Genomic DNA, 12,960 nt, shown 5'->3' with positions numbered 1-12,960 from the left:
GTTTCGAGCCGCGAGTTCTCATTTAAGCATTATCGCATTAAAACATTCAGGATTGATTTAGAGGTTCACAACCTTTTCCGCCACTTTCTGAAAATGCATAATGTCAACCATTGTTCCGGCTATACCGACTTCAACTTTTTCCAGCAATCGAAAATGGTTTAAACAAGTTTTGCAAGCCACCAGTTTTACTCCTTTTTCCGCGAGCTGTTTTAAAGGTTCAAGAGCTACGGAACCGGAGCAGATAAGTTTCACCCCTTCATTGTAAAAGGTAATCACTTTGGGAACTTCTTCTTCTTCGCAAAGTAATGTCAGGTAGTTTTTTACCAGTAGTTGCCCCAGTTCTTCATTGCCTGATCCCATTCCGTTATGTGTGATTTGAATGAGTGTATTTTTGAAAGAATTCATTTGTGTTTTGTTTTGTTAGCACTAAAGTAAGTGAAAAACTATTTGGATGAAGTAAATCGAATGAATTGCAATTTGCGGCCGGGACTTTTCTTCTTTGTGCAACCTTGTGCCGACTTTGAGCAACTTTGTGGTTAAATTTTCAAATGCGTAAATGCTTTAATGCAACAATGCTTAATAGGCTTTCCAAATAAGCTCCGTCAAAAACATGAATATTTCGCTTCGCGCTTTTGCGCCTTTGCGAGAGTTTTCGTCCTACTTCTCAAACGACTTTAAAAACGCCAAACGCTGCAACAAAGTCGGGTGCGAGTAATGAAAGAATACAAAGGTTTTGTGTGGCGTTAGATTACTCAGGTTATTGATCGACAACTTTTTTAATGCCGATGCCAACGCTTCCGGTTTATAATTTTCAGCTGCAAAACGGTCGGCCTGGTATTCGTTTTTCCGCGAAAGGATATTCATAAAAATGCCGGTGAAAAAGGAAATGGGCGTATACAACACACCAAAAGCCACCATGCCAATATGAAAATTGGGTTCTTCAACACCCAATGCAGCACTTAAAACCGGGCTGTCGATCAGCAAACCAAAAACAAACAAAACAATGGCTGTTTGCACCAAACCAATCAATAGTCCCTGTACTACGTGTTTCTTTTTGTTGTGGCCAATTTCGTGTGCCAAAACAGCTACCAGCTCTTCGGTATTCAGGTCGTTTATCAAAGTATCGTAAAGAACGATTCGCTTTTTTGCGCCCAAACCGGTAAAATAAGCATTGGCTTTTGTCGATCGTTTTGATCCGTCGATGACAAAAATGTTATCCAGTTTAAAACCGACTTTCTGTGCAAAAGCGCTGATGGCATCGCGTAATTCGCCTTCTTCAAGTGGCGTTTGTTTATTAAACAATGGCACAATCAGGTTGGAATAAAACATAGCCATAAAAATGGAAAAAGCCGAAACCACAAGCCAGGCGTAAATCCAGAACATGCTACCGGTTAACTGATAGATAAAAATAATCAGTGCCAGCAATCCGCCACCAATAAGTGCACTTACCAGCCAGCCTTTAATTTTATCAAAAACAAATGTTTTAGGTGTGGTTTTGTTAAAACCGTATTTCTCCTCGATTTTAAAGGTGTCGTAAATTTCAAACGGGATATTTATAATATCGGAAGCGAACATGATTATTCCGAAAAAAATTAACGCTGCCAAAATCGCGTTTCCGGTAAAACTCCATGCCCAACCATCAACCAATGCAAAACCATAAAACAAAAACATAGCTAAGGTAAGTACCATGCTAAAGCTGCTGGTTAATATCCCGAAACGATGATTTTCGCGCTGGTAGGCCTGCTGTTTTTTGTATTTCTCTTCGTCGTAAATCCCCTTTACCTCCTCGGGAATGGTGTCGCTCATGGTTGTGGTATTCAGGTACGACAGGTATTTCTCGAAGATAAAATCAACAACAAGAATTCCGATAATGATCCAGAAAAGTATTTCGTGCATAGCTTTGTTCTATTTAGAGGCGCAAATATACGGGAAGTAATTTTAGCGTTCAAAACTTTAGTACTACTTACTAAATACCTGTAATAAAATTACTGGCAAACAAGAACTTAACCCATAAAGTTCTGATCTAAAAAGTCTTGAAATTTTTCCTTGTAATTATCTGAAACGGGAATTATTTTTTTATCATCGAAAATAATTCGGAAACGCTCAACCATACGAACTTTTTCAAGATTTACGATAAATGAACGATGAATCCTCATAAATTTTGATTCCGGTAACTTTTCTTCAAGAGCTTTCATACTCAGCAATGTCATAACCGGTTTTTGGTTAACCTGATGAATTCTTACATATTCTTTCATACCTTCAATGTATTGTATGTCATTCAGATTTATACGTATCAGTTTGTATTCTGATTTGATAAACAAATAATCGTCATCACTAGCGAACTGCTCATCGTTCTTTTTATATCCATTTACTAATTCAAACTGAGCCAGGGCTTTTTGTGCTGCTCCTGAAAACTCAGCGAAGGAAAACGGTTTTAACAAATAATCGATGGCATTAACTTTAAAGCCTTCAACAGCATATTCGCTGTAAGCGGTAGTGAAAATTAAAAGTGGTTTTTGGCTTAGAGTTTTTACAAAATCAAGCCCATTAAGATCGGGCATATTTATATCAACAAACATCAGATCAATGGTCTCTTCTTCAAGTAAATCATATGCTTTAACAGCACTTGTATACTGCCCTGCCAGCTCGAGGTAAGGAACATCCTCAATATAAGCCATTATTTGTTTTAAAGCAAGGGGTTCATCGTCAATCGCTATACACTTTAGTTTATTCATTTACCGGTAATTTAATACTTATCTCAAATCGGTTTTCAGTTTCTTTCTTTATCATACTGAAGCTGGTTCCATAAATCAGATCTAATCGCTTTTTCAGATTTTCAAGACCAATGCCTCCATACTCTTGCTTTAGGTTTGCATTGCCGTTTTTACTGTTGCTTATTCTGAATATCAAAAACAAGTCTTCCGAATCAATTTCAATTCTCACAAATGAATCTTTCTGATAGCTAACTCCATGTTTAAACGCATTCTCCAACAGCGATGTAAAAAGCATAGGAGGAATCTTCACATTCGGGATATCCTCTGGAAAAGACAACTCGATTTTAACCTGTTCTGTAAAACGTAGTTTCATCAAATCCACATAACTTCGAATAAACTCTATTTCCCTTTTTAAAGAAGTTTTCTCTTCATCGGATTCGTATAGCAAATAGCGCATTAGTTTCGAAAGTCGGATTATTGATTTTTTTGCATCGTTGGAATCCACATCAATCAACGCATGAATGTTGTTCAGGGTATTCATAAAAAAATGCGGGCTTAACTGATTTCTTAAGAATGCCAACTCAGTTTCCAATTTTTCTTTGCGCAGATCTTTTAACTTTTGTTCCTCAAATTGTTTGGTGATAGCCAGTTTTATTGCCAGATTAAATCCTACCACCAATGTGCAAATAAGTAAATCATCGAGAATCATTAAGCGTTGTGGAGGAAATATTCTCCTCGAATACATTCCTTCGGAAGCTGGTGGCATTCCCTGAATCATTTCAGGAATTCCACGTTGTCTCACTTCTCCGGGACCGGCTACAAGATCGTGCAGCACGTGTCCGAATATAGATTTAAGGTAAACGATAAATACAATGGTTCCAATCGTTAAAAAAAGGTAATACCAATATCTTTTTCTTCTGAAATAATATGGAAAGAGAAAATAATTGTGAATCAGAAAAACAAGTAAAAATGGAGCCACCCGAATCCATTCGAGCCATACCCTTTGCCAAATGATTGATTCGTCGCGGGTAAATACTATCGGCATTAAAAAAACAACCATCCAAACGATGACATTTACCAATAGTTCAACACTTCTTAATTTCGTAATTCTAATCAACACTTTTTTAACAAAATAAATAAAAAAACGAATTGCAAAAAGAACAAGGAGGACAGAATGTCCTCCATTGGTCTTTTTTGGGTTGTAACTAGAAAAGGTACAGTCATTCCCTTATTCTTATCTTCAGTTTTTCAAATGGAATGATTTGAATGTGCATTACAAACAAAGTCATAATAGTAAAGTAGCAAAAACAAATTCAACCAATCGGGTAATTCTATCAACGAATCAGGTACGTATCCGACTGAATTGTACTTTTCATCATCAAGTGTAATTCAAACAGCAGGCATATATACTTTTCTAAAAAGAAAAAGGGAAGACAAACCCATATCTTCCCTCAACAAACCACTTGGTTGTAATTATCAACACTCTGCATATATGATCATTTTATGTTTCTTACTAATCTCACGTAATTGTAAATTCGAACTGCATCTCCCTGCGGTCCTCGTCCGTTTGAAAACTGCTGCGGGTCTCCAATTTTCGGATCGCTGCGTTGCGCACCTGCACCGTGTATATCGATCCACCCCCACATGTTTCCCAGACTTCGGCCAAAAGCCACATAAACTGCTGCTTTGCCACTCATCTGACTGGCATGTGTTGTGCTGCTCCAATACCACGGAAAATCTTCCTGCCCCGCTTCATTAACGATTCGGGAACAATTAAACACAGGATTTATTGCTGCTGATCCGGTTGTTGCAGGCGATCGTTCATAGTCGACAATACTTTGTAATTCTTTTGCATCGGGTAAACGCCAGTCGTCATAACCGGCAAACACCGCTCCTTCAGCATATGCCAAAGCATCCTTCCAAAGCATTCCTTCTCCGTTATCATCTTGTTTCCACATTAAGCCTGTGGCTAAATCAGAAATCGTTCCATCACCGTTATCCTGAAATTGATTTATACCGTACGATACATTCCCTCGTACCAAAAGATAATTAAAAGCCTTTTTCTTACCTCCGGGAAACACCGTTCCATATCCTTTAATCCGGCCATCAGCAAAATTCACCCCGAACACCATGTAATTTACCTCATCACTAACATAAACCGTTGTTGTTGCACATTGCATATCAATCAGGCGTTCTCCAGCGTTAAGATCTCCATACTCAAAAGCATAAGTTTCATTGTCGATAAAGGGAGTTAAATGCAAAGTTGATGTGCTAACGGGGCTAATGTCTTTGCCACTAAAGAGAACAAGAGAATACATCTCTTTTATAGAAGGCAAACGCCAGTCATCATACCCGGCAAAAGAAACACCTTTATCAACAAGATCAAGAATCTCATCATAAGAAAGTTTGTCTTCGTAATCAATCGATCCATCATTATTATGATCGAAAGATTGTTGCCACATTAATCCGCTTACATTATCGGTAACTGTTCCGTCTCCGTTGTCGGTATAAGATGGAGAATTGCCCGGATAATTGGAGTTCTGCCCATAAAAAGGATCACCAACTGCAGGTTTTTCAATCTCAGCAAAATTATCGAAAGATGTAGTTTGATTTGTTCCAACAATTGGGAAACCGGCAATTTCAGCCAGGTCTAACCGACCAATGGTTTCCTGTGAGTTTTCCTGACATGATGCAAAAATGGATAGTAAGAGCATAATTCCAAAAATAACCTTGGCTTTCACTTTAATCTGTTTTAATGTTCACTGTAAAGGAAAAGGGAAGAAAATTCAAATGAAAAAATATTCAACGAAACGGTAATTTCTCTCAACGTTTCAGTAAATCAATGAAATCATATTTGCGATATGATATTTTTTCCCACTTTTGCAGCGTTACAATAGGTAAACTATGGAGAAATACATCGAACTGTTAAAAACACTGATCGCTACGCAGTCGTTTAGTAAAGAGGAGGAAAATGCAGCCGCCGTTATGCGTGCATTTTTGGAAAAAGAAGGTATTCCGTATAAAACAAAGGAGAACAACACCTGGGCCTACAATAAATACTATTCGGAAGAAAAGCCTACGATTTTACTCGACTCGCATATCGATACGGTTCGTCCGGCGAAGGGCTATACCAAAGATCCGTTTTCGCCCATTGAAGATGGCGATATTTTATACGGATTAGGAAGCAACGACGCCGGCGGCCCGCTGGTTTCACTGCTGGCAACTTTTGTACATTTTTACGAACGCGATGACCTGCCCTACAACCTGGTTTATGCGGCAACTGCCGAAGAGGAAATTTCGGGCCGCCGCGGAATGGAAATTGTTATTCCGGAGATTTCGCCGATTACCTTTGCCATAATTGGAGAGCCCACAAAAATGGAGCTGGCCATTGCCGAAAAAGGGTTGCTGGTGTTGGATTGTTACGCCCATGGCAAATCGGGCCATGCTGCCCGCGAAGAAGGCGAAAATGCACTATACAAGGCTATTGAAGACATTTTAAAACTACGCAATTTCGAGTTCGAAAAAGTGTCTGAAGTGCTCGGAAAAGTAAAAATATCGGTTACTCAAATTGAGGCCGGCACGCAACACAACGTAGTTCCCGACAATTGCCATTTTGTGGTTGATGTGCGTACCAATGAGCATTACACCAACAAGGAAGCCGCTGAAATTATCAGCCAACTGATTGATTCGGAAGTTAAACCACGTTCGGTTCGTTTAAATTCATCGGGTATTTCGGCACATCACCCATTTGCCAAACTGGTTAAGGAAAAAGGCATAAATACATACGGTTCACCAACAACTTCCGACCAGGCCATTATTCCTTTCTTATCTGTAAAAATGGGACCCGGCGATTCGGCACGTTCGCACACTGCCGACGAGTACATTCACAAAAGCGAAATTATTGCAGGGATTGAACGCTACATTGAATTGCTGGAAGAACTAAAGCTGTAATCAGTCTTTGTAAGAAAACGCCAAATGCTGCGTTACTCTCGGTTTGAAAACGGTCGATTACGAAAGTAAACTCCCTGATTTCCAAACCTTCGAAAGCCTTGCCTTTGACGCGTTCTTATCAAAGACAAAGAAATAGCTGAGTTTTCTGGCAAACACTAATTAGCCTCCAATTATTCTTCTGATGCGGTCGTCCAGAGCAGCCTGATCGGCAGTAAAACTTGCCAGTCCGGCCAGGTTTAGTAAAGTATCGATAGCCAGTTCACCATTGGCAAGGCGCTGTGCCCAACGCTGATGATTGGGTATTTTTCCATCGTCAGCAATCAGTTTATAATCTTTTTCGCTGAGGTATGGAAACATATCGCCGCATTCCGCTTCGTGAACCCGGTCGATCAATTCATTTTCATTTATTGGAAGATTCGCATCCAGACTTTTTGCAAGCTCTAGTTCTTTTTTACTCACCTCCCATAATTTTTCAGGGAAATAGCTGGCAGCATCGTCGGTTAAATCTACCGGATAAACTTCGTTCAGTTTTGATTGAAAGTTGCCATCCATGTTTATTTTTCCCTCGGCAGCCACTTTTGTGGGCATGGTAAAAACATCGGTTCCGGCCAGTGCATCCAGCTGCGAATAATGGCGCAAACTTGCGGCAATCAATTTGGTAGGTGTTTCATTGTGTTTGGTCAGTTCGGTAACAATATGCTGTGCCGAAATAACTGTCCGCTCACCTGCCCCGCTGCCGCTTCCCAGCTCGTTATCTTTTATGTAAGCGCCAATCCGGCCTAAAAACACATTGCAATAATTGGGTTTGGTAATGGCAGCCACCATCGCATTTTGCCGGGCCGAAAACTCAAGTGTAAAATTGATTTTCACACCCAGCTCACGCAGTTTTCGTGCCCCCAACAATCCGGTTGCCGTGTAGGGTACCTTTACAATAAACTGATCGGGACAAATGGAAAAGTAGCGCAATCCGTAATCAATAATGGCATTAAAATTATAGGCCGTATTGGTGTGCAATTCAACACTTACAAAGCCTCCAAACTTTTTGGCCAGCCGAATACCGTGCCGGGCATTTAAAATAAATGCGATCTCAACAATTTGCTCCTCTGTTGGCAGGTCTTTTACAATTTCAACGGTCTGCTCAATAAAATCGTCATAAATACCTTTCTGAATTTCGTTGTTTACCAGCGAGTTGTTGGTGGTTAAAGCCGTCATTTCGGCCGACCAGTTTTTTTCGGCCTCCTCCATATCGCCGGTGTCGAGCCAAAGTTCTGTGCCTGTGTTTTTTAATCCCTGCCAGAATGGATCCGGGCCGGCACTCACTTTCGATTCATTTACATCTTGTAAAACAAATTGTTTGATCTTTTCCTTTAACTTTTCATTCATCATTATTCAGCTTTGTAATTATACCATCATTACGTTAATTTAACTTTTGGGTTATACCCGCCAAATCAATACTTGCTAACTACTTTTAAACCTGAAAAATTGGTAAAATTTTTCACACGAAGTGTTGACGATTGAAAATCTGCATGTTACAAAAACAAAATAGGGTGACTTTCAGATTTTCAATGTCAAGGTTAACCCCGTCAAATAATTGTATTTCAATTATTTCGTCAGCGTTTCAGGTGATTAATTCACTTTTATAAATTAATCAGGGTAACATTATGCGCGTTCTGTTTATGATATATTGCCCGAATAAATAACTTTGTCACCATGTTACACGAGATCAGTATTTCAGAATATATAAAACTGGCCGAGTCGGTTCCGCTTGTCGATGTTCGTTCGCCGGGCGAATACGAAAAAGGGCACATACCGGGAGCATTTAGCATTCCGTTGTTCTCGAATGACGAGCGTGCCGCTGTGGGCACTGTGTATGTTCAGCGATCAAAAGAGAAAGCCATTGAGTTGGGTTACAAATACGTTACACCAAAGTTGGAATGGTTTATTTCGGAATCAAGAAAGCTGGCTCCCGATGGTATAATCGCCGTACATTGCTGGCGTGGTGGAATGCGCTCAAGGTCGTTTGCCCAACACCTTGCAGAGAACGGTTTTTCAAAAGTTTATGTAATTACCGGTGGTTACAAAACTTTCCGAAACCATGCATTGGAGTCGTTTAAAACAGAAGCAAATATTTGTATTCTGGGAGGATACACCGGCAGCGGGAAAACACATATTTTATATTCGCTGAAAGAACAGGGGGAACAAATTATCGATTTGGAAGGACTGGCCAACCACAAAGGATCGGCTTTTGGCCGTATTGGAGACGGCAAGCAACCCTCCATCGAGCAATTTGAAAATGACCTGTTTTGGGTATGGAAAGACCTGGATTACAACAAAACCATATGGATTGAAGATGAAAGTCATCGTATTGGTTTGGTAAATATCCCCATGAACTTTTTTGAGAATATGAGAAGCCAACCGGTGATTTTCCTTGATATTTCACGGGCAGAAAGAGCGCGTTTTCTGGTTAAGGATTATTCAGAAGCCGACAAAGCGATGCTGAGAGATTCGATTCTGCGAATAGAAAAGCGACTGGGAGGTTTAAATACCCGATATGCGCTGGAACATCTTGAAAAAAACGAACTATTTGAAGTGGCGATGATATGCCTGATTTACTACGACAAATACTACCTGAGAGGATTAAAAAACAGGGAACACCAGGATATTTACACTATAGAATCGGATACCATTTCGCCGGAAATAATTACCAAACAAATAAAAGCCTTTTATGAGTCTGTCAGATACGAAAAATATAAAGCTCACACAGTATAGCCACGGAGCCGGTTGCGGCTGCAAAATATCGCCTAAAGTTTTAAGTACCATTCTTGAAACTAAACTCGACATGGGAATTCAGCCCAATCTTTTGGTGGGCAACGATAGCCGCGATGATGCGGCCGTTTTGGATTTAGGAAACGGTACAGCCATTATCAGCACCACTGACTTTTTTATGCCCATTGTTGACGATCCCTTTACTTTCGGTCGTATAGCTGCCACCAACGCCATTAGCGATGTATTTGCCATGGGCGGGAAACCAATACTGGCCATTGCCATTTTGGGCTGGCCGATAAACAAACTGGCCCCTGAAATTGCCCGCGAAGTGGTTGAAGGCGGTCGTCAGGTTTGTAAAGATGTGGGAATAAGTTTGGCCGGAGGACACAGTATCGACAGCCCTGAGCCGATTTTCGGCCTGGCAGTTACCGGACAGGTGGATCTGAAAAACATAAAACAAAACGATACAGCCACTAAAGGTTGTCAGTTGCTTCTTACAAAACCGCTGGGAGTTGGTATTTTAACGACTGCACAGAAAAAAGGCGTTCTGGCAAGCGAACACGAACAAACTGCACCTGAATTGATGTGCCAGCTAAATACACCCGGTTTTGAACTTGCAAAAATAGAAGGTGTAAAAGCCATGACCGACGTTACCGGGTTTGGTTTGCTGGGCCACCTCACTGAAATGTGCGAAGGCAGCAAGCTTTCGGCACAAATTGAATATGATAAAATTCCGACATTGCCCATGCTTCAACCCTACGTGGAACAAAATTGTATTCCGGGAGGTACCTTGCGCAACTGGGATAGTTACGGGCATAATGTTTCGATGAAAGAAGACAGCTACAAAAACATTTTATGCGATCCGCAAACCAGTGGCGGGTTGTTACTGGCTGTTGAACCCGAAGCGCTTTCGGAAGTGGAAGCCTGCCTGGCTAAATTCAATATCACAGCTACACCATTCGGCCAATTAACAGAAAAGCAGGAAAAACTTATAACGGTAGTGTAAATTTCTGGTAGTCGCAGTTTTCAGTCACAGTATCCAGTCGTAGTTATCAGTCACAGTTAACAGTATCAAGAATCCAGTATCAATTATGGAAAAAAATGCACATAAAACACCGGAAAAACAACCAAACAATCCGCTGCACGGGAAAACTCTTGAGGCCATTTTGGTGTACCTGGTAAGTTATTACGGATGGGACGAACTGGGAGATATTATCCACATCAATTCATTCCGGAATAATCCCAGCTTAAAATCGAGCCTGAAATTTTTACGCAAAACACCCTGGGCCCGCGAAAAGGTGGAGCAACTTTATGTTGAAACGGTAAAAAAAGCTTAAGCTAGCTTCACAAATTATCTGCCCCCAACAAGTATTTATCTTGCTCTTACTAAAGTTTTAGGTGAACACGATGTTAATAGCTCATGTGTTTAAACCTTAAACCAAACGTTTTGTTATATTGGCGTTATTCCAACGACGAATAAAAATTAAAAACAACTATTAACCAATCAATTCAACAAAATGAGTAAGATCGTTCAATTTGGAGAAAACGTTCAGGGATACACCATCCCGGTTTTAAACGAAAGAGAAATCCGTGCCGCAGCAGGTATGCTTTTTATGCTGATGTTTATTTCCATTCAGCAAGCCACCGAAGGCAACTTTACACCCTTAAAATATGCCATTGTTGTTTTCCTTACCGATATGCTGATTCGTGTACTGATTAACCCGAAATATTCGCCAACACTTATACTTGGGCGTTGGATAGTACGCAACCAAACTCCGGAATATGTTGGGGCACGCCAAAAGAAATTCGCGTGGAAAATAGGAATTGCACTGGCATTTACCATGTTGGTATTGGCCGTAATTGTAAATTCATACAGCCCGATAACCGGTATTATCTGCATGATCTGCCTGGTATTTTTATTCTTCGAAGCCGTATTTGGTATTTGCCTCGGTTGCAATTTTTATCCTTTATTTTTTAAAGACAAAGTGCAATATTGTCCGGGCGAAGTTTGCGATATAAAGTCACGCCACGAGATTCAGAAAACAAACTGGTCGCATTTACTTATCGTATTAGGATTTGCAGCTTTTATCGCACTCACCTATTTTGCATTTAATGAGCAATTTGTAAAACCACCCTTCGATTTGTTTGGGTTAAGCTCATAAGCGAAATAAACTGTACCGTTCTTGTATTTTTTGGGTTTTCACGGAAACGCGGAAATACAAGCCGGTTCAGCCTTTTGTATCCCCTCCATCCGGCAAGTGGTTTTATTATCCGAAATATTATGTGAACTGTGTCACCCGGAAAACTGTTGTAAATCATAATAATAAACATTTCCGTGTGCGAACACGGTAAATAAAATTTTATAGATTTACAAAATAACTATCTAAATAAAAATTTATGATTCTTGGATTATTAAAGGAACACGGTAAAGAAACACGTGTCGCTTTACTTCCGGAAACTGTGAAAGCTTTTACCGATCTGAAAGTTGAGGTATTGGTTGAACAGGGAGCCGGCGAAAAAGCATTTGCATCCGATGCCGACTACGAAGCCGTTGGAGCAAAAACAGTTTCGCGCGACGAAGTGTTTGCCAAAGCCGAAGTTCTGCTTCAAATTCAGCCACCCGCTGAAGGTGACACCGGGAGAATTAAAGATTCTCAGGTTTGGATTAGTGCGTTCAACCCGCTTTGGGATACAACGCTGGTAAAAACTTTTCTTGATAAGGGTATCACAACATTTAGTCTCGATTTGATTCCGCGTACAACACGAGCGCAGGCCATGGACATTTTGTCGTCGATGGCAACGGTTTCGGGCTATATGGCGGTGCTGGAGGCTGCAGCAAAACTGCCAACCTTCTTCCCGATGTTTATGACAGCCGCCGGTACCATTCGTCCGGCTAATGTGCTTATTCTGGGTGCCGGTGTTGCAGGCTTGCAGGCTATTGCCACCTCGCGTAAACTGGGTGCACAGGTGCAGGTATTTGATGTACGCTCGGCGGTAAAAGAAGAGGTAATGAGCCTTGGTGGTAAATTTGTTGAAGTTGAAGGAGCAACCGAAGACAAAGCTGCCGGTGGATATGCAGTTGAACAAACCGAAGAATATAAAAAGAAACAACAGGACAGAATCAATGAGGTAGCTGCCAAATCTAATGTGGTGATCTGTACCGCACAGATTCCCGGGCGCAAAGCACCGCTTTTGATTCCGAAAGAGGCTGTTGACGCTATGAAACCGGGATCGGTAATTATCGACCTGGCTGCTTCAACAGGCGGGAACTGCGAACTTACTAAAAACGACGAAACTGTTGAATACAAAGGCGTTTCGATAATCGGGCAATCAAATTATCCGGCGCAAAAACCGGTTGATGCCAGTCGCATGTTCGGAAAGAACGTTTTGAACTTCATGAAGTTAATGATTGGCGAAGAAGGTGAACTCAACCTGAATTTTGAAGATGACATTGTAAAAGGAACCTGCATTACCCATGCAAAAGAACTTTACAACGAACGAGTAAAATCAATAATCGAAAACGCATAAA

At 40.8% G+C, this 12,960-nt stretch carries 12 protein-coding genes; 6 read left to right on the top strand and 6 right to left on the bottom strand.

Annotation, left to right across the window (positions count from 1 at the left end):
• Positions 1–57: 57 nt before the first annotated feature.
• From LH29_RS13170 to LH29_RS13150, 5 genes are all read right to left on the bottom strand, one after another.
• Entirely contained in the window at positions 58–405 is a 348-nt protein-coding gene (locus LH29_RS13170) for a DsrE family protein (RefSeq protein ID WP_052670918.1), read from the bottom strand.
• 252 nt (positions 406–657) lie between these two features.
• Complete coding sequence (locus LH29_RS13165; RefSeq protein WP_045030556.1) at positions 658–1,896, bottom strand: M48 family metallopeptidase; 1,239 nt, start codon at positions 1,894–1,896, stop codon at positions 658–660.
• A 107-nt stretch (positions 1,897–2,003) separates the two neighbouring features.
• On the bottom strand, positions 2,004–2,735 hold the full coding sequence (locus LH29_RS13160; RefSeq protein ID WP_045030554.1) for a LytR/AlgR family response regulator transcription factor: 732 nt from the start codon (positions 2,733–2,735) through the stop codon (positions 2,004–2,006).
• On the bottom strand, positions 2,728–3,834 hold the full coding sequence (locus LH29_RS23865; protein WP_157493689.1) for a sensor histidine kinase: 1,107 nt from the start codon (positions 3,832–3,834) through the stop codon (positions 2,728–2,730). The genes LH29_RS13160 and LH29_RS23865 overlap by 8 nt, the downstream gene beginning before the upstream one ends.
• 376 nt (positions 3,835–4,210) lie before the next feature.
• Positions 4,211–5,455: an Lcl C-terminal domain-containing protein gene (locus LH29_RS13150; protein ID WP_198152446.1), complete on the bottom strand. Its 1,245-nt coding sequence runs from the start codon at positions 5,453–5,455 to the stop codon at positions 4,211–4,213.
• 163 nt (positions 5,456–5,618) lie between these two features.
• Between LH29_RS13150 and LH29_RS13145 the strand changes: the two genes are divergently transcribed.
• A complete protein-coding gene (locus LH29_RS13145) occupies positions 5,619–6,665 on the top strand; it encodes a M20 family metallo-hydrolase (RefSeq protein ID WP_045030553.1) in 1,047 nt (348 codons plus the stop codon).
• A gap of 159 nt (positions 6,666–6,824) precedes the next feature.
• On the opposite strand, the gene LH29_RS13140 is transcribed toward LH29_RS13145, so the two are convergent.
• On the bottom strand, positions 6,825–8,051 hold the full coding sequence (locus LH29_RS13140) for a transaldolase family protein (protein WP_045030551.1): 1,227 nt from the start codon (positions 8,049–8,051) through the stop codon (positions 6,825–6,827).
• 324 nt (positions 8,052–8,375) lie between these two features.
• Here LH29_RS13140 and mnmH point away from each other — a divergent pair, with 324 nt between their 5' ends.
• The 5 genes from mnmH to LH29_RS13115 all read left to right on the top strand — a co-directional run bounded on the left by mnmH (position 8,376) and on the right by LH29_RS13115 (position 12,959).
• Entirely contained in the window at positions 8,376–9,434 is a 1,059-nt protein-coding gene (gene mnmH, locus LH29_RS13135; protein WP_045030549.1) for a tRNA 2-selenouridine(34) synthase MnmH, read from the top strand.
• On the top strand, positions 9,391–10,437 hold the full coding sequence (gene selD, locus LH29_RS13130) for a selenide, water dikinase SelD (RefSeq protein WP_045030547.1): 1,047 nt from the start codon (positions 9,391–9,393) through the stop codon (positions 10,435–10,437). The genes mnmH and selD overlap by 44 nt, the downstream gene beginning before the upstream one ends.
• Before the next feature lie 85 nt (positions 10,438–10,522).
• Positions 10,523–10,768, top strand: coding sequence for a VF530 family protein (locus LH29_RS13125; protein WP_045030544.1), 246 nt, complete (start codon positions 10,523–10,525; stop codon positions 10,766–10,768).
• Between the two features lie 180 nt (positions 10,769–10,948).
• The gene (locus tag LH29_RS13120; protein WP_045030542.1) at positions 10,949–11,593 is read left to right on the top strand and encodes a DUF4395 domain-containing protein; all 645 of its coding nucleotides are present in this window, start codon (positions 10,949–10,951) and stop codon (positions 11,591–11,593) included.
• A gap of 235 nt (positions 11,594–11,828) precedes the next feature.
• Positions 11,829–12,959 carry an NAD(P) transhydrogenase subunit alpha gene (locus tag LH29_RS13115; protein WP_045030540.1) on the top strand — a complete coding sequence of 377 codons (1,131 nt, stop codon included), beginning with the start codon at positions 11,829–11,831 and terminating at the stop codon, positions 12,957–12,959.
• The last annotated feature ends 1 nt before the right edge of the window (position 12,960 follow it).

This window comes from Draconibacterium sediminis, assembly GCF_000949475.1.
Lineage (GTDB): Bacteria > Bacteroidota > Bacteroidia > Bacteroidales > Prolixibacteraceae > Draconibacterium > Draconibacterium sediminis.
The sequence above is the reverse complement of the archived record's forward strand: the minus strand, read 5'-3'. Positions and strand labels throughout refer to the sequence as shown.